Annotated in this window: 14 protein-coding genes, 1 tRNA gene and 1 pseudogene; 9 read left to right on the top strand and 7 right to left on the bottom strand. The window is 70.0% G+C overall.

The window, feature by feature from the left end:
• The first annotated feature begins 141 nt into the window (after nt 1-141).
• Nucleotides 142-615, top strand: a complete 474-nt coding sequence (locus tag ACFYST_RS06955) for a hypothetical protein (protein WP_387639564.1) — start codon at nt 142-144, stop codon at nt 613-615.
• Nucleotides 616-701: 86 nt separating this feature from the next.
• On the opposite strand, the gene ACFYST_RS06950 is transcribed toward ACFYST_RS06955, so the two are convergent.
• Nucleotides 702-775 (bottom strand) — tRNA-Gly (locus ACFYST_RS06950).
• Between the two features lie 163 nt (nt 776-938).
• Between ACFYST_RS06950 and ACFYST_RS06945 the strand changes: the two genes are divergently transcribed.
• Both ACFYST_RS06945 and dcd read left to right on the top strand, forming a co-directional pair.
• Nucleotides 939-1,139 carry a hypothetical protein gene (locus ACFYST_RS06945; protein WP_387639567.1) on the top strand — a complete coding sequence of 67 codons (201 nt, stop codon included), beginning with the start codon at nt 939-941 and terminating at the stop codon, nt 1,137-1,139.
• Between the two features lie 80 nt (nt 1,140-1,219).
• On the top strand, nt 1,220-1,795 hold the full coding sequence (gene dcd, locus ACFYST_RS06940; protein WP_387639570.1) for a dCTP deaminase: 576 nt from the start codon (nt 1,220-1,222) through the stop codon (nt 1,793-1,795).
• A gap of 71 nt (nt 1,796-1,866) precedes the next feature.
• Here the strand turns inward: dcd and ACFYST_RS06935 are convergent, their stop codons facing one another.
• The 5 genes and pseudogenes from ACFYST_RS06935 to ACFYST_RS06915 form a co-directional block, all read right to left on the bottom strand.
• On the bottom strand, nt 1,867-2,760 hold the full coding sequence (locus tag ACFYST_RS06935; RefSeq protein ID WP_387860534.1) for a metal-dependent hydrolase: 894 nt from the start codon (nt 2,758-2,760) through the stop codon (nt 1,867-1,869).
• Nucleotides 2,761-2,846: 86 nt separating this feature from the next.
• On the bottom strand, nt 2,847-3,785 hold the full coding sequence (locus ACFYST_RS06930) for a Yip1 family protein (protein ID WP_387860531.1): 939 nt from the start codon (nt 3,783-3,785) through the stop codon (nt 2,847-2,849).
• 237 nt (nt 3,786-4,022) lie between these two features.
• Nucleotides 4,023-5,096, bottom strand: a pseudogene (locus tag ACFYST_RS06925) (sugar phosphate nucleotidyltransferase); the annotation flags it as partial.
• A gap of 222 nt (nt 5,097-5,318) precedes the next feature.
• Nucleotides 5,319-6,401, bottom strand: a complete 1,083-nt coding sequence (locus ACFYST_RS06920; protein WP_387860529.1) for a LamG domain-containing protein — start codon at nt 6,399-6,401, stop codon at nt 5,319-5,321.
• 89 nt (nt 6,402-6,490) lie between these two features.
• Nucleotides 6,491-8,722, bottom strand: coding sequence for a (Fe-S)-binding protein (locus ACFYST_RS06915; protein ID WP_387860527.1), 2,232 nt, complete (start codon nt 8,720-8,722; stop codon nt 6,491-6,493).
• 324 nt (nt 8,723-9,046) lie between these two features.
• Between ACFYST_RS06915 and dnaK the strand changes: the two genes are divergently transcribed.
• From dnaK to ACFYST_RS06885, 6 genes are all read left to right on the top strand, one after another.
• Nucleotides 9,047-10,894 (top strand): molecular chaperone DnaK, encoded by a 1,848-nt coding sequence (gene dnaK, locus ACFYST_RS06910; protein ID WP_387639582.1) that lies wholly within the window; start codon nt 9,047-9,049, stop codon nt 10,892-10,894.
• The gene (gene grpE, locus ACFYST_RS06905; RefSeq protein ID WP_387639585.1) at nt 10,891-11,481 is read left to right on the top strand and encodes a nucleotide exchange factor GrpE; all 591 of its coding nucleotides are present in this window, start codon (nt 10,891-10,893) and stop codon (nt 11,479-11,481) included. Before dnaK ends, grpE begins: the two co-directional genes overlap by 4 nt.
• Nucleotides 11,482-11,617: 136 nt before the next feature.
• Nucleotides 11,618-12,769 (top strand): molecular chaperone DnaJ, encoded by a 1,152-nt coding sequence (gene dnaJ / locus ACFYST_RS06900; protein ID WP_387639588.1) that lies wholly within the window; start codon nt 11,618-11,620, stop codon nt 12,767-12,769.
• A 7-nt stretch (nt 12,770-12,776) separates the two neighbouring features.
• On the top strand, nt 12,777-13,295 hold the full coding sequence (locus ACFYST_RS06895) for a heat shock protein transcriptional repressor HspR (protein ID WP_387860524.1): 519 nt from the start codon (nt 12,777-12,779) through the stop codon (nt 13,293-13,295).
• 207 nt (nt 13,296-13,502) lie between these two features.
• Nucleotides 13,503-14,510, top strand: a complete 1,008-nt coding sequence (locus tag ACFYST_RS06890; RefSeq protein WP_387639593.1) for a helix-turn-helix domain-containing protein — start codon at nt 13,503-13,505, stop codon at nt 14,508-14,510.
• Nucleotides 14,511-15,089: 579 nt separating this feature from the next.
• Complete coding sequence (locus tag ACFYST_RS06885) at nt 15,090-15,701, top strand: hypothetical protein (RefSeq protein WP_387639596.1); 612 nt, start codon at nt 15,090-15,092, stop codon at nt 15,699-15,701.
• 7 nt (nt 15,702-15,708) lie between these two features.
• Here the strand turns inward: ACFYST_RS06885 and ACFYST_RS06880 are convergent, their stop codons facing one another.
• Complete coding sequence (locus ACFYST_RS06880) at nt 15,709-16,695, bottom strand: LuxR C-terminal-related transcriptional regulator (protein ID WP_387639599.1); 987 nt, start codon at nt 16,693-16,695, stop codon at nt 15,709-15,711.
• Nucleotides 16,696-16,721: the final 26 nt, after the last annotated feature.

The raw sequence follows: 16,721 nt of genomic DNA, 5'->3' as shown, positions 1-16,721 counted from the left end.
TGATACTGGTGGCCTACCAGCCCCGGCCTCTGTGCGCACCAGCCTGATGGGGTTTCGAAAAGCGAGAGGCAACCGTTCGGCGTCGGCCGCAGTACCGGCCTTCCCGGCATCCCCGGGGCCGACCCACTGCACAATGACGACATGACCAACTCGGAACGCCTGCTCGATCTGATCGAAACCCTGGCCAATCACCTCGACCGCGAATCGGGCAACAGCCGGCGCCCGGCCGATTGGCCTACGGCGGCAGAGATCCGCGGCACCGTCGAGGAAGCTCGCGCGGTGCTCAAGCGCGAACGCATGGATCTGGATCTGCTGCGGGAAGAGAACGACCGGCGCACCGCGTCGCTCCAGAACTGGTACTCCGAGATCGACACGAAGAACGCTCCCATGCTCCGCAACACCGAGAAAGTGAGGGCTGCGGACCTCCGCGCAGGCGACACAATCCTGATTGAGGCGCAGTCCGGGCGGTACCGGACTGCCGGCGTCCAGAAAGTCGCGCCCTCCGCGCACTACAGCGAAATGTACGAGGAGCCCATGGTCGAGGTCACCCGTACCGGACGGAGCACGCCGGAGCCCTTCGGGGAGGACCAACCCGTCCTCCGAAAGATCAAATAGCGCCGGACCCGTGCCGAGCCGGCCTTCACCCCCGAATTGGCCCAGGCAACGAGAAAGCCCCAGGCCTCTGGCCTGGGGCTTTGCCGTGGAGCGGGCGACGAGAATCGAACTCGCGCTCTAAGCTTGGGAAGCTCATGTTCTACCATTAAACTACGCCCGCAGCTGACGAACCGTCAGGGACGGATCGATCAAGCACCACTGTACCCCATCGGGTGGGGTGGGAGTACGGGGTTCTGGGTGGCGGCGAGCCTGGTGGGGTGGTGTCCGGTTGGTCCCCTAATGTGACGGCTTTCGGTGGATGCGGAAGTACGGGAAAGGGACCGATGGAGCAGCGCACCCTGGTTCGTTGTGCGGAGGGGCATCTGTTCGGAACGGCGGCGTTTCCGATGCAGCAGTTGCAGGCGGGGCGGCTGGGGCCGGGGCGGTTGTTGCGGTGTCCGCGGTGCGGGCGGTTGCGGAATTCGGTGCCGGCGGACGTGTCGGAGCTGTCGGAGGTCCAACTGGCGCGCGGGCTAAGGATGTAGGCGGTGCGGGCGGCCGCCGGGGCTGGTCTGCGGGGCGGGTGCTTTTGGGCGGCCCGCCCGTGGCACGTACCCTCGGGGGCGTGCTGCTCTCTGACAATGACATCCGTAGCGAGATCGACAAGGGCCGGGTCGTCATCGACCCGTTCGACCCGTCGATGGTCCAGCCGTCGAGCATCGACGTCCGCCTCGACCGGTTCTTCCGGGTTTTCGAGAATCACCGTTACCCGCACATCGACCCCTCCGAGGAGCAGCCGGACCTGACCCGGCTGGTGGAGCCGGAGGGCGATGACGCGTTCATCCTGCACCCGGGCGAGTTCGTGCTGGCGTCCACCTACGAGGTGATCACGCTGCCGGACGACGTCGCTTCGCGGCTGGAGGGCAAGTCCAGCCTGGGCCGCCTGGGCCTGCTGACGCACTCGACCGCGGGCTTCATCGACCCGGGCTTCAGCGGCCACGTGACGCTGGAGCTGTCGAACGTGGCGACGCTGCCGATCAAGCTGTACCCGGGCATGAAGATCGGCCAGCTGTGCCTGTTCCGGCTGTCCTCGCCGGCCGAGCACCCGTACGGCTCGGAGCGTTACGGCTCCCGCTACATGGGCCAGCGCGGCCCGACGCCGTCGCGGTCGTACCTGAACTTCCACCGCACCGAGGTCTGAGCCGCTTCAGCAGAGCGCACGGACAGCAAGGAGGGCCGGCCCCGCAGTTCGGGGCCGGCCCTCATCATGTGTCAGGCGCGCTTGGGGCTGGTCCGGGCGACCAGCTCGGTGCCGTCTGCGGAGAGCGTCAACTCGGTGCGCAGCTCGACGAGTTCGCCGAGGTGGTGGAGGTGGGTGCCGCCGCAGGGGATCTCCGCGGCGCCGTCCGGGAGGTCGGCGTGCCAGCGGCGGCGGGCGGTGAGCTCGGGGCCGGGGACGTCGATCCGGACGGCCGCGTCGGCGGCGACCCAGGCGGCCAGGCGGGCGTTGACGTCCGCGGTGAGGGCGGGCAGCGCGTCGGCGAGCGAGGGGAGTTCCTCGGTGGCGTCGACGGTGAAGCCCTTCTTCTTCAGCGACTTGCCGATCCGGTAGGTGTCGGTGCTGGCCTCGGTGTCCATCACCGAGGTGTCCATGGCGAGGCTGTCGAAGTCCGGGTTGCCGAAGGCGTCGGAGCGGCCCGGGTCCTTGCGCCAGCGCGGGGCGAGCGCGGCGTTCAGGGCCAGTGCCAGCAGGTGGCAGCCGGTGTGCGCGGCGGACAGCAGCGCGCGGCGCTCGGCGTCGACGGCGAGTTCGGCGGTGCGTCCGACAGCCTCCGGGCCGAGCGCGCCGGCGGGCAGCACGTGCAGCACCAGCCAGGCCCAGTCCTCGTCGCCGCGCCGGACCGGGATGTCGGCGCCGGCCGCGAACTCGCCGTCCGGGCCGTGGCCGCCGGTGAGGCAGTCGACGACCGGGTGCGCGGTGCCGTCGACGGTGAGGGTGCCGAGGTCGGCGGGCTGGTCGGGCCAGGTGTGGTCGACCGGGTGGAAGGGGGTGGCCTCGGTGACCACGGCGGTGCGCCCGTCGGGCAGGGTGTGCACGGCGAGGATCGGCGAGGCGCCGGTCACCGCCCCGGCCGGGAAGCTGACGTGGGTGGTGGGCAGGCTCATGCGCGGGCTCCGGACGGGATCTGAGGGTGGGCCGAACACCCCACCCTACAAAAATCCCACCATCCGGACGCCCGGGGCTACGGGCCTCAGCTCAGCGTGGGCAGCTTGATCAGCACCAGCAGCGCGATCAGCTGCACCGCCGCCGCACCGGCCGCCTTGCCCCAGGGCAGGTCGTGGATCCGCCGCACCATGATGGTCAGCAGCGCCGCGCAGCCCACCCAGGTCGCCCAGCCGACCGCCTGCACCACCACGTTGCCGGCGGGCAGGAACAGCGTCAGCAGCAGCCGCGGGACGTCGGTGGTCCAGCTGACCAGCACGGCCAGGCCGACCGTCGACTGCCAGGGCCCGTCGCCGCCGAACTGCCGGGCCAGCGCGTAGGTGACGGCGCTGAGGATGCCGCCGGCCAGGGTGAAGCCGATCGCGGCGGCGGCGATCGCGGACAGCGCGACCCCGAAGGTGGACCGCACCACCTCGTCGTAGGTGCTGTCGAGGCCGAACACCGCGAGCACGCCGTACAGCAGCGAGACGGACAGCGCGGGCAGCCACACCTGGTGGTCGCGCATCCGGTCGAAGGTGGCGCTCGGGCGGCGGTAAATCCCGGCGAGCAGCTCCCGCCAGGCCAGCCGGGGCCCGCCGAGGTGCGGCGCGGCCTGCCCGCCGGCCCGGTAGACGGCGACGTTGTCCTCGACCGGGTAGCCGCCCTGCTGGTCGTACTGCTGCTGGTACCCGTCCGCGTACGGCTGCTCGCCGTACTGCCCGCCGTACTGCCCGCCGTACTGGTCGTACGAGCCCTGGTGGGCCCCGTCGTCGTACGGCTGCTCGCCGATCGCGAAGGCCCTGGTGTGACCGGGCTGGTCGCCGGGGTGCGCGGGCGGGGCGGGGTAGCCGGGGGTCGGGGCGGTGAAGTACTCGGGGACACCGGTGGGCGCGCCGCGGTACGGGTCACCCTGCGGGGTGCCCGGTTGGGGTGCCGTCCAGCGCCGGGGGTCGACTCCCCGTCCGTCGTCGTGTCGATTGCCAGCCACGGCACGACGGTACCCGCAACGGCCGACCCCTGGCCGGGTGATCATGAAGGTACGACCGGATTGCAGCCGTCCTGTGACGCGGCCGCGCGGGCCCGGAAACGGCGCACGGCCGCGCCGTCGGCGGTGAAGCCGAGGGCGCGGCCGTGCGGGGGCCGTTGGAGGTCAGCCGATGACGCGGCTGCCGGGCGCGTGCACCGCGGCGGCGTTGCTCAGGCCGGCCTCGCAGCCGCCGGGGCCGGCGGAGCGGCGCACGGCGCCGACCGGCAGGCGGGTGCCGCAGGCGATCCGCAGGCCGTTGGAGAGCTCGTTCTCGGCCTCCAGGACGGCGCCGTCGCCGATCACCACGCCGTCCAGCGAGCAGCTCTCACCGATCTCGGCGAAGGCACCGACGATGGAGTCCTTGACGTACGCGCCGGCCTTGATCCGGGCGCCCTGGAGCACCACGCTGCCCTCGACGATGGCGCCGGCGGCGATCTCGGCGTCCGCGGAGACCACGGTGCCGGAGCTGAGCACGGCGGCCGGGTCGACGTGCGAGCCGGGCAGCAGCAGGGCCTCGCCGGTCGCGCCGGGGACGGCCGGGGAGTCGACCTTGCCGAGCACCAGGTCGGCGGAGCCGCGGACGAACGCGGCGGGGGTGCCGAGGTCCAGCCAGTACGAGGTGTCGACGACGCCGCGCAGCAGGGCGCCGGTGGCGAGCAGCTCGGGGAAGGTCTCGCGCTCGACGGAGACCTCGCGGCCGGTCGGGATGCGGTCGATCACCGAGCGGGTGAAGACGTAGCAGCCGGCGTTGATCTGGTCGGTGACGATCTGCTCGGGGGTCTCGGGCTTCTCCAGGAAGGCGAGCACCCGGCCGTTCTCGTCGGTCGGGACCAGACCGAAGGCGCGCGGGTCGGCCACCCGGGTGAGGTGCAGGGTGACGTCGGCGCCGGAGGCGGTGTGCTCGTCGCGCAGCGCGGCGATGTCCAGGCCGGACAGGATGTCGCCGTTGAAGATCAGCACCGGCTCGTCGGCGCCGCAGGTCAGGCCGGCCGCGGCGTTGCGGATGGCGCCGCCGGTGCCCAGCGGCTCGTCCTCGGTGAGGTAGACCAGTTCGAGGCCGTAGGGGCTGCCGTCCTTGAAGTGGTCGACGAAGACGTCGGCCAGGTACGAGGTGGCGAGCACGACGCGGGTGACGCCGGCGGCGGCCGCACGGGCCAGCTGGTGGGCGATGAACGGGACACCGGCCACGGGCAGCATGGGCTTCGGCGTGTGCGTGGTCAACGGGCGCAGCCGGGTGCCCTTACCGCCGACCAACATGATCGCCTCGGTCATGTCCTATCTCCCCTGGTCAGATTCCGGCGGCCCGGCTCGACAGGGTCCGGTGCGCTCGCTCGGTGACTGTGTCGGGCCGGCACAAGGCGGCCTCCGACGGAACCGGCTATTTCCCGGCCCCGCCGCATACTCTATTTGCTCGAACAGCGTGTCAAACCCACTCCCCCTGTCGGGCAGGTGTGCGGACGCCGGGGCAGACCCGGGACAGCCGCCGGGTCCGGGCTAGGGCAGCAGCCAGGAACGTTTGGCGGCCGTTCCCGCATCGGTGCCGCCGGACCCGTTCAACCGGGCGACGGCGGTGGCGGGCAGCGCCTGGTCCCAGACCTGCACGTCGGAGATGGCGCCGTCCCAGAAGTCGCTCCAGGTGTTCTTGTAGCGCACCCGGCCGAGCTGGAGTCCGCCGGTGGTCTGCCAGACGCCCTGGACGGCGGTGGTCTGCTGGAGCACCCCGTTGACGTACAGGGTGATCTTCTTGCTGCCCGCGTCGTAGATGCCGGTGAGCAGCGTCCACTGGCCGGTGGTGGCGGCTCCGGCGGCGGTGGAGAAGGCCTGGTAGGTGGTGTTGTCCTGGGCTCCGGCGGCGGTCTGCACCTTGAACACCCACTGGTTGTGGGTGCCCCAGTCGTCGCGGCCCAGGTAGAAGGAGTAGTAGCTGTCGTTGCCCTGGGTGACCACGGCCCGGCCGCCGGCCGGGGCGTTGTTGCGCACCATCGCCGAGACGGTGAAGGACCGGGAGGTGTCGATCACCGGGCTGCCGCTGTCCGCCCAGCCGTCGGTGTTGCCGTGCAGGGTCAGGGTGGGCCCGTTGTGGCCGGCGGTGCTGCCGATCGCGGTGCCGCCGCCGAGGGTCATGCCGGGCAGCGTCGCCGCGGGGGCGTTCGGTTTTCCGCCGGCACTGCCGCTGGGCTTGGCGCTGTTGCCGGCGGACGCCGAGCCCGAGGGCTGCGCGGAGCCGGACGCCGAGGGCGAGGCGGAGGCGGAGGCGGAATCGGACGGGCCGGGGCTGGGGGCGGTGGTGGGCGCGTCGGTGGGGCCGTCGGGCTGGATGGTGACGGCGGGCGCGGACGAGGTCTTGGGTTCGTCGGACGGCCCGGACATCGCGACGGCGGTGGCGACCACGCCGCCGATCAGGACCACGCCGAGCGCTCCGGCGCCGATCCGCAGCCGCAGCCGGCGACGACGGTGCTCGTTCTCGTTGGCCTCGGCGAGCGCCGCCCAGTCCGGAGCCGCGCTGGTCACCGTCGGCAGGTGGTAGGGCCCGCCACCGGAGCCGCCGGGCCCCGGTATTCCCCCGTCAGCAGTCATGCGGCAGATGCTAGGTCATCGGCGATCGCCGAAAACGCCCGGACCCCGGAGCCGCGAGGGGCGTCCGGGGTCCGGGGAGTGAGGCGGTGTCAGGCCTCGACGGGCTCGGCGTCCGCGGTGGGCAGGGCCTTGACCGACTCCAGCAGCAGCTGGGCGACGTCCACGACCTTCAGGTGCTCCTTGGCGGCGCCCTCGTTCTTCTTGCCGTTGACCGAGTCGGAGAGCATCACCAGGCAGAACGGGCAGGCGGTGGAGACGATGTCCGGGTTGAGGGACAGCGCCTCGTCCACGCGCTCGGTGTTGATCCGCTTGCCGATGCGCTCCTCCATCCACATCCGCGCGCCGCCGGCGCCGCAGCAGAAGCCGCGCTCCTTGTGGCGGTGCATCTCCTCGTTGCGCAGGCCGGGCACCTTGCCGATGATCTCGCGCGGCGGGGTGTAGACCTTGTTGTGCCGGCCGAGGTAGCACGGGTCGTGGTAGGTGATCAGGCCTTCCACCGGGTTGACCGGCAGCAGCTTGCCCTCGTCGATCAGGTGCTGCAGCAGCTGGGTGTGGTGGATGACCTCGAAGTGCCCGCCGAGCTGCGGGTACTCGTTGGCGATGGTGTTGAAGCAGTGCGGGCAGGTGGCGACGATCCGCTTGGTCGGCGCGTCCTCCAGCGCGGCGTTCAGGGTCTCGACGTTCTGCGCGCCGAGCATCTGGAACAGGAACTCGTTGCCGAGGCGGCGCGGGGAGTCACCGGTGCAGGTCTCCTCCTTGCCGAGGATCGCGAACTTGACGCCCGCGGTGTGCAGCAGCTCGGCGAAGGCCTTGGTGGTCTTCTTCGCCCGATCCTCCAGGGCGCCGGCGCAACCGACCCAGTACAGGTACTCGACCTCGGCGGGGTCGATGTCCTCACCGATCACCGGCACCTCGATGCCGGTCTCCTTCTTGAGCTCCTTGACCCAGTCCAGGCGCGCCTTGGTGGCCAGGCCCCACGGGTTGCCCTTGTTCTCCAGGTTCTTGAGCATCGTCCCGGCCTCGGTCGGGAAGCTGCTCTCGATCATCACCTGGTAGCGGCGCATGTCGACGATGTGGTCGATGTGCTCGATGTCGACCGGGCACTGCTCGACGCAGGCGCCGCAGGTGGTGCAGGACCACAGCACGTCCGGGTCGATGACGCCGCCCTCTTCGGCGGTGCCGATCAGCGGGCGCTCGGCCTCGGCGAGGGCCTCGGCGGAGACTCCGGCCAGCTGCTCGCTGGAGGCCTTCTCCTCGCCTGACCCCTGCCCTCCATCCGGAGCGGACTTGCCGCCACCGGCCAGCAGGTACGGGGCCTTGGCGAAGGCGTGCTCGCGCAGGCTCATGATCAGCAGCTTGGGCGACAGCGGCTTGCCGGTGTTCCAGGCGGGGCACTGCGACTGGCAGCGGCCGCACTCGGTGCAGGTGGAGAAGTCGAGGATGCCCTTCCAGGAGAAGTGCTCGACCTGCGAGACGCCGAACACCGCGTCGTCGGCCGGGTCCTCGAAGTCGATCGGGGCGCCGTTGCTGGTCATCGGGCGCAGGGCGCCCAGCGCGGTGCCGCCGTCCTCCTCGCGCTTGAAGTAGATGTTGAAGAAGCCCAGGAAGCGGTGCCAGGCGACACCCATCGACGGGTTGATGCCGATGGTGGTGGCCCACGCGAACGAGATGACGATCTTCAGCATCGCGAACAGGTAGATCAGGTTGACCAGGGTGCCGTGGGCGGTGCCCTCGAACGCGGCGACGATCGGGTACGAGATCAGGTACGTCGGGTCGTAGGAGGTGACGCCTTCGAGGGCGCCTTCCAGGCCGCGCAGCATCATGATGCAGATGCCGATGCCGAGGATCGTGTACTCGACGTAGAACGCCTGCCAGGCGATCGAGCCGGCGAACCGGGACTTGCGGCCGGACCGGGACGGCAGGCTGAGCAGCCGGATCACGATCAGGACGGCGATACCCAGGGTGGTCAGCGTGCCGATCAGCTCGACGAAGATGTTCCAGACCAGCCAGTGGCCGATGATCGGCAGCGTGAAGTCGGCGTCGAAGAGCTGACCGAAGGCGTTGACCAGGGTGAGGATCAGCGAGAAGAAGCCGACCGCGACGAACCAGTGGGCGACGCCGACCACGCCCCACTTGTTCATCCGGGTGTGGCCGAGGAACTCCTTGGCCACGGTGGCCACGCGCTGCGCGGGCTGCCCGAATCGGGTGCTGTCGGCGGAGCCGGTGCGCACCACCTTGTAGATGTACAGCGCCGCCCGGGCGGCGAGCGCGGTGCCGATCACGAAGGTGACCAGCGAGATGACGATCGCTGCTAGCTGCATCGGCTCTCCGTCTTCAGCGGCTTCTGGTCCGGGTTCTCCCCAGCTTCCCAAGTCTTCCCAAGAGTGTACTGGTCGGTAACTTTGAGGGTAGACGCGCCGGACATTACCGCGCGTTAACACCCGTCCAGAAGATGTTCAAGGTATGGCGGCAGTCACTATGCCCAGACTCACCCGTCCGGAGCACCTCCAAGCCCTGGTCGGAGAGCCTCGCGACATAAGCGCTCAGTAAAGTTGAGCCACATCAACTCAAAGCTGTTGACGGTTCGGGCGACCTCGTGCATAGTTGAGCCCGTACTGCTCAACTTCTCCCCGGAGGTATTCACGATGGCACGCGCGGTCGGCATCGACCTCGGTACGACGAACTCCGTCGTCAGTGTTCTTGAGGGCGGTGAGCCCACGGTCATCACCAACGCCGAGGGTGCTCGGACCACGCCGTCCGTCGTCGCCTTCGCCAAGAACGGCGAGGTGCTCGTCGGCGAGGTCGCCAAGCGCCAGGCGGTCACCAACGTCGACCGGACCATCCGTTCGGTCAAGCGCCACATGGGCACCGACTGGAAGATCGGCATCGACGGCAAGGACTTCACGCCGCAGCAGATCTCCGCTTTCGTCCTGCAGAAGCTCAAGCGGGACGCCGAGGCCTACCTGGGCGAGACGGTCACCGACGCCGTCATCACCGTCCCGGCGTACTTCAACGACTCCGAGCGTCAGGCCACCAAGGAGGCCGGCGAGATCGCGGGCCTGAACGTCCTGCGCATCGTCAACGAGCCGACCGCCGCCGCCCTGGCCTACGGCCTGGACAAGGACGACCAGACCATCCTGGTCTTCGACCTCGGTGGTGGCACCTTCGACGTGTCGCTGCTGGAGATCGGCGACGGCGTGGTCGAGGTCAAGGCCACCAACGGTGACAACCACCTCGGTGGTGACGACTGGGACCAGCGCGTCGTCGACCACCTGGTGAAGGTCTTCCAGTCCGGTCACGGCGTCGACCTGTCCAAGGACAAGATGGCCGTCCAGCGTCTGCGCGAGGCTGCCGAGAAGGCCAAGATCGAGCTGTCCTCCTCCTCGGAGACCTCGATCAACCTGCCCTACATCACGGCCTCCGCCGAGGGCCCGCTGCACCTGGACGAGAAGCTCACCCGCTCGCAGTTCCAGCAGCTGACCGCCGACCTGCTGGACCGCTGCAAGGTCCCGTTCCACAACGTCATCAAGGACGCCGGCATCGCGCTGTCCGAGATCGACCACGTGGTCCTGGTCGGTGGCTCGACCCGTATGCCGGCCGTCGCCGAGCTCGTCAAGGAGCTGACCGGCGGCAAGGACGCCAACAAGGGCGTCAACCCGGACGAGGTCGTCGCCATCGGCGCCTCCCTGCAGGCCGGTGTGCTGAAGGGCGAGGTCAAGGACGTCCTGCTGCTCGACGTCACCCCGCTGTCCCTGGGCATTGAGACCAAGGGCGGCATCATGACGAAGCTGATCGAGCGCAACACCACGATCCCGACCAAGCGCTCCGAGATCTTCACCACCGCCGAGGACAACCAGCCCTCCGTGCAGATCCAGGTCTACCAGGGCGAGCGCGAGATCGCGGCGTACAACAAGAAGCTCGGTATGTTCGAGCTGACCGGCCTGCCGCCGGCCCCCCGCGGCCTGCCGCAGATCGAGGTCACCTTCGACATCGACGCCAACGGCATCATGCACGTGGCCGCGAAGGACCTCGGCACCGGCAAGGAGCAGAAGATGACCGTCACCGGCGGCTCCTCGCTGCCGAAGGACGAGGTCAACCGCATGCGCGAGGAAGCCGAGCGCTACGCGGAGGAGGACCACAAGCGCCGCGAGGCCGTGGAGACCCGCAACCAGGGCGAGCAGCTCGTCTACTCGACCGAGAAGTTCATCGCGGACAACGCCGACAAGCTCCCGGCCGACGTCAAGACCGAGGTCGAGACGGCGATCACCGAGCTCAAGGAAGCCCTCAAGGGCGAGGACATCGCGGCCATCCGCACCGCCACCGAGAAGGTCTCCACCACTGCCCAGAAGCTCGGCGCGGCGCTGTACGCGCAGGCCGACGGCGCGGGTGCGGCCACCGGTGCGGCCGGGGCCGGCGAGGCCGGCGCCAAGGACGACGACGTGGTCGACGCCGAGATCGTCGACGACGAGAAGCCCAAGGGCGGTGCGGCATGACGGAGAAGCCGCAGGGCGAGCAGCCCGGCGACGACTCCGCCGCCGAGGAAGCCGTGCTGAAGGCCGCCGAAGAGGCTGTCGCGGGTGCGGGTGCCGACGAGCTGGCCGCCGCCAAGCGCGAGGCCGGCGAGCGTACCGCCGACCTGCAGCGTCTCCAGGCGGAGTACCAGAACTACCGCAAGCGGGTCGAGCGCGACCGGGCCACCGTCCGGGAGATCGCGGTCTCCAACATCGTGGAATCGCTGATCCCGGTGCTGGACGACATCGGCCGGGCCCGCGAGCACGGCGAGGTGACGGGTGGCTTCAAGTCCGTCGCCGAGTCGCTGGAGACGGTCGTCGCCAAGCTCGGGCTGCAGCAGTTCGGCAAGGAGGGCGAGCCCTTCGACCCGACCATCCACGAGGCGCTGATGCACAGCTACTCGTCGGATGTCACGGAGGACACCTGCGTGCAGATCCTCCAGCCCGGGTACCGGATCGGCGAGCGGATCATCCGCCCGGCGATGGTCGCGGTCGCGGAGCCCCAGCCGGGCACCCAGACCACCGGCGAACCGGACGAGGACAAGGCTGACGGTTCGTCCGACAGCTGAGTAGAGTCCCTGTGCGCTGCGGAGTCGTACGTCGTCCAGTACGGCGGCCGGCTCCGCAGCGCCGTATCAGGGCTCTTCCCAACAACACGCTTCACCAACAGACTTACGGGATTACGGGAGGTGGCGGTCAAAGGCCATGAGCGCTAAGGACTACGTGGAGAAGGACTACTACAAGGTCCTCGGCGTGCCCAAGGACGCCACCGCCGCCGAGATCAAGAAGACGTACCGCAAGTTGGCCCGGGAGTTCCACCCGGACGCCAACAAGGGCGATGCCAAGGCCGAGGAACGGTTCAAGGACATCTCCGAGGCGTACGACGTGCTCTCCGACGAGAAGCGCCGCAAGGAGTACGACGAGGCGCGCTCGCTGTTCGCCGGCGGCGGTTTCCGGCCGGGCGGCGCGGGTGGCGCCGGCGGCGGCTTCGACTTCGGCGACCTGTTCAACGGCGGCACCGCCGGCGGCAGCGGCGGACTCGGCGACGTGTTCGGCGGCCTGTTCAACCGCGGCGGCCGGCAGACCGCCCAGCCGCGGCGCGGCGCGGACGTCGAGACCGAGGTCACCCTGAACTTCGAGGAGGCCGTGGACGGCGCGACGGTGCCGCTGCGGATGACCTCCCAGGCGGCCTGCCGGGCCTGCGCCGGCACCGGCGCCAAGACCGGCACCACCCCCCGGGTCTGCCCGACCTGCGTCGGCGCGGGCACCGTCAGCCGGGGCCAGGGCGCGTTCGCGCTCTCCGAGCCGTGCCGGGACTGCAAGGGCCGCGGCATGATCGTCGACGACCCGTGCACCGTCTGCCACGGCAGTGGCCGGGCCTCCTCGGCCCGCACCATGCAGGTCCGGATCCCGGCCGGCGTGCAGGACAGCCAGCGGATCCGACTCAAGGGCAAGGGCGCCCAGGGCGAGCGCGGCGGCCAGCCCGGCGACCTGTACGTCACCGTGCACGTCGACCCGCACCCGGTGTTCGGGCGCAAGGGTGACAACCTCACCGTGACGGTGCCGGTCAGCTTCCCCGAAGCCGCACTCGGCGGCACCATCGAGGTGCCGACCCTGAACGGACCGGCCGTGAAGCTCAAGCTGCCCCCGGGCAGCGCCAACGGTCTGACCATGCGGGCCCGCGGCAAGGGCGCCACCCGCAAGGACGGCACCCGAGGAGACCTGCTGGTCACCGTCGAGGTCGCCGTACCCAAGATCGTCAGCGGCGACGCACTGAGCGCACTGGAGCAGTACCGCGAGGCCACCGCCTCGGACGACCCGCGAGCCGCCCTGTTCAAGGCGGCGGAGGGAGCGTGAGATCCCGATGAGCCCCCATCCCGACAGCCCGCGCGGCACCGAGGCCCGGATCGGCGCCGGCATCGGCGAGGGCCTGCCCGGCGCCGGCCGCCGCCCCGCCGGTCCGCCGACGTACGTCCTCACCGAGGACACCCCGGTCTACGTGATCTCGGTCGCCGCCGAGCTCTCCGGCCTGCACCCGCAGACCCTGCGCCAGTACGACCGGCTCGGCCTGGTCTGCCCGGACCGCACCGCCGGGCGCGGCCGGCGCTACTCCGCGCGTGACATCCAGCAGCTGCGCGAGGTCCAGCGCCTCTCCCAGGACGAGGGCATCAACCTGGCCGGCATCAAGCGGATCATCGAACTGGAGAACCAGGTCGCCGCCCTGCAGTCCCGGGTCTCCGAACTGGTCGACGCCCTGGAGGGCGCCGCCGCCACCCTGCAGCAGCGCGAGGCCGCCGTGCACGCCTCCTACCGCCGTGACCTGGTGCCCTACCAGCAGGTCACGCAGTCCAGCGCCCTGGTGGTCTGGCGCCCCAAGCGCTGACCGGCCCGACCACGAACCGTCGACATTCCTGCCCACCGGGGGGTGTCGGCGGTTTCGGTGTGCTGCCAGAGTCTTGGGAGAGGACGTGCTTCCGGCTCCGCTCCGATCCGGTAATTCGGCGGAACCGAGCGCCCTTCGCTCTATGATGCGGGCCGGAAGACGCTCCCGAACTGCCGGAAGCCCCAGCTCAGGCAAGGAGTCATGGACATGAGTACTGAGCAGAGGAGCAGTGCCGTCACCCCGGCCCTGTCCCCGGAGGCCAGGTCCCTCTACGTCCGCGCCGTACAGACCGGAGGCAGGCTGACCGAGCGCGATGCCGGCAGCCTGTCACCCGGTCAAATCGCCGGCCCCTTGCAGGAGTTGCTGGCCATCGGCCTGCTTCAGGCGGAGGTGGGACCGTCCGGCACCTACGCCGTGAAGGATCCCCAACAACTGGCGGAATCGCTGACGCTGGAGCTCCAGCAGGAAGCCGGCGAAATACTCCGGCGCTCGGTCTCGATCCACCACACCCTGCAGGACCTGAACCGGGAATACCAGAGCTACATCAGCCGCCCGGAGGCCGGCGGTTCCATCGCATATGTCCAGGGCCGCGGGAACATCAACCAACGGCTGGCGACGCTGATGGCCAACGGTGCGAAGGAAATGCTCACCGCGCAACCCGGCGGCGGCCGCGGCGAGGACGCGCTGAAAATCGCGATCGCCCGTGACCTGAAATTCGTGGAACGCGGCGGCACGATCCGTACGATCTACCAGCCCAGCGCCCGCTATTCGAACCCGACGGTCAGTTACGTCCAGGCGGTCACCCAGGAAGGGTGCCAGGTCAGAACGCTCGACGAAGCCTTCGCCAAACTCATCGTCATCGATCGGCAGGTCGCGGTCGTCACCGTGGGGGACGAGGAGAACCGCGATCGCGCGGCGTTCATCCGGGACGACTCGGTCATCGACTACATCGTCGGGGTGTTCAACAGCCAATGGGAACGGGCAATTCCGTTCACCGGCGACCACGGAATTCCACCCCTGGTGGTCACCCGAATGCGCCGGCAGATCGTGCGAATGATGCTGGAAGGGATCGCCCATCGCACCATTGCCAGGCGGCTGGGCCTCAGCGAACGGACGCTGGCCCGGCACATCGCCGAAATGCGCGAGGAATACGGGGTCGACACGCTGTTCCAACTCGGCTGGAAACTCGCGCAAACGGAGGGGCCGACGGCTTGATGCCGGCGGCCCCTCCGTCCTGCGCTTCAGGGCTCTACCAGTGGCTGTCGAGGGAGGCCACCTGGGTTTCGGTGGTCTGGGACGCAAACCAGTGAGAGTCCGCGCTCGCCGGGGCGGCCCCGAGGAACACGGCCATGCCCAGGAGGAGCGCCGAGATCAGGATACGGCGGGCCTTCAGCACAAAATCACCCCTTTCGGACAAATTCATCGCGAGCACCGTTCACCGAACGGCGCCCGCATCAATTGGCACCCATATGATTACTCATCAACTGCCTCGCCGTCACCTACCGGGTGCGGCAGCACCGCCCGGGCCGTGAAATGTGCATGTCGGCACTAAGAAGTCCGGATGATGGATAGAGGTGTCATCTGTCCGCCAGGCAGCCAGATGCCACCATGCGCCAGTGGACTCCCTGACACCCGGCGATGGACGATCAGCTAGTCGTAACCAAAGCGGCATGATCTGCGAGTTCCACGTCGGTCCGCTCGACCCCGAAGTGCGGCAATCTTCGGGCCCGCACCGCTTCCACCGGACAGGGCCTTCCGGACCGAGCCGGCCGAATCACCACACCCGGAGTCGACATGACTGAGCCCCACCTGCAGTACCAGGCCTCCGAGGGGCGACGCGCACGGGTCTTCCTCGCCGCGCCCCTGATGCGGCTGACCGGGCCTGCGGACAGCGTGGTGACGCTGGCCAGCCGGACCAGACTGACCACGCTGCGGAGCACGCTGCTTCGCAGTGGAGCCGCGGTGTACAGCGCCCACCACAGCGACGCGTGGACGGTGGCCGGGAAGGCGCCGGAGCAGCGGGTCCCCTCGGACTTCCGGGCGATGCAGAGCGCGGACCTGGTGTTCGCGTACGTCGGCGCCCCGCTGTCGGCCGGGGTCAGCCTGGAGCTGGGCTGGGCGTCGGCGCTGCGCAAGCCGATCGTGATGCTGGTGGACGAGGCGATCACCCACAACCCGCTGATCGCCACCATCGAGCAGGTCTCCCCCGTGCTGCCGCTGGTCTTCGACGACACCTGGTCGCAGGAGGCGCTGCACCACACCGTGGAGACCGCGCTGGACTGGGCCGGCATGGCGCTCTCGCTGCGCAGCGGCTTCTGGACCGCGCCCGGCGAGCAGTTCCCGCGTCCGCGCCGTGAGCACGCCGCCCCGTACGGCTTCTGGTCCCCGGAGATCGCCACCGGCTGATGCCCGGTCAGGCCGGTGGCGCGGCCGGGCCCTCGGCCGCGCGCATCTGCCACCCCAGCTGGAACAGCGTCTCCGCGTCGTGCAGTTCGCGCAGCCGGGAGATGTGGCCCGCCACGGTCCGTTCGGAGAGGCCGAGGCGGGAGGCGATCGAACGCTGCGTCAGGCCCTGGGCGAGCAGCCGGCCGACCTGTTCGTGGACCGGAACGACGCTCTCGCCCTCGCGGTCGGCCGAATGCCAGCGGACCCGTTCGGCCCGATCCCAGTCCCGTTCGAAGGCGGCGACCAGGAACGAGACCACCGCCGGGTCCTCGACCAGCGCGGCGCTGGAGTTGTCCGCCGACGCCGGGACGACGGCGATCCGGCGGTCGAAGACGGTCATCCGGCTGAACGGCTCGCTCAGCGTCCGGAACCTGCCGCCCCATCCGGTGACGGCCTCCGCCCAGCGCACCGTCCCCTCGTCGAGCAGCGCGGCCGGCTCGTAGACCGTGTGCAGCACGGCCCCGCCGGTCAGGAAGCCGCGGGCCCGCTCCAGGGAGTCGGCCTGGAGGTCGCCCGCGGGCGCCCCGCCGGGCTGCAGGGCGAGCACCTCCTCCTCGGCCTCGTTCTCCAACTGCCGTACCCGCTCCCGGATCCGGTCGCTCCGGCCGACGTGGTGCACCACGCTGGAGCGGTCCGCGCGGCGCGGGGTGGCGTCGTAGGCGTGGGTGAGGTCCTCCAGCAGGACGGGCATCTCCTCGGCGCGCAGCAGCATCCGGGTGCCCTCGGCGCGGAGTTCGGCGCTGATCCGGTCGCCGACCACCCGCGGGTTGACCGCCGTCAGCGACTGGCCGACCGCGTCGTGCACCAGCAGTCCGAGTTCCAGCAGCCGCAGCACCCCCGCCGAGTCCTGTTCGACCGCCTCGCGGAAGGCCACCCGGCCGCCCTGGTCGAGGATCTGCTGGTACAGCTGCCGCTCGGGCCCGGTCGGCAGGGCGGCTCCGTTCGACTCGCTCACAGGTCCCACTCCTTCCGGGCCGCTCG

Source organism: Kitasatospora sp. NPDC004614 (assembly GCF_042873675.1).
Classification (GTDB): Bacteria; Actinomycetota; Actinomycetes; order Streptomycetales; family Streptomycetaceae; genus Kitasatospora.
Note: the sequence above shows the minus strand (reverse complement) of the source record. Positions and strands in the feature narration are given on the sequence as shown.

Coding starts and splice junctions, on each gene's coding strand:
- ACFYST_RS06890 (WP_387639593.1), top strand. CDS start 13,503: ATGAGTACTGAGCAGAGGAGCAGTGCCGTCACCCCGGCCCTGTCCCCG.
- ACFYST_RS06945 (WP_387639567.1), top strand. CDS start 939: ATGGAGCAGCGCACCCTGGTTCGTTGTGCGGAGGGGCATCTGTTCGGA.
- grpE (WP_387639585.1), top strand. CDS start 10,891: ATGACGGAGAAGCCGCAGGGCGAGCAGCCCGGCGACGACTCCGCCGCC.
- ACFYST_RS06885 (WP_387639596.1), top strand. CDS start 15,090: ATGACTGAGCCCCACCTGCAGTACCAGGCCTCCGAGGGGCGACGCGCA.
- ACFYST_RS06955 (WP_387639564.1), top strand. CDS start 142: ATGACCAACTCGGAACGCCTGCTCGATCTGATCGAAACCCTGGCCAAT.
- dnaJ (WP_387639588.1), top strand. CDS start 11,618: ATGAGCGCTAAGGACTACGTGGAGAAGGACTACTACAAGGTCCTCGGC.
- ACFYST_RS06895 (WP_387860524.1), top strand. CDS start 12,777: ATGAGCCCCCATCCCGACAGCCCGCGCGGCACCGAGGCCCGGATCGGC.
- ACFYST_RS06915 (WP_387860527.1), bottom strand. CDS start 8,722: ATGCAGCTAGCAGCGATCGTCATCTCGCTGGTCACCTTCGTGATCGGC.
- ACFYST_RS06935 (WP_387860534.1), bottom strand. CDS start 2,760: ATGAGCCTGCCCACCACCCACGTCAGCTTCCCGGCCGGGGCGGTGACC.
- dnaK (WP_387639582.1), top strand. CDS start 9,047: ATGGCACGCGCGGTCGGCATCGACCTCGGTACGACGAACTCCGTCGTC.
- ACFYST_RS06920 (WP_387860529.1), bottom strand. CDS start 6,401: ATGACTGCTGACGGGGGAATACCGGGGCCCGGCGGCTCCGGTGGCGGG.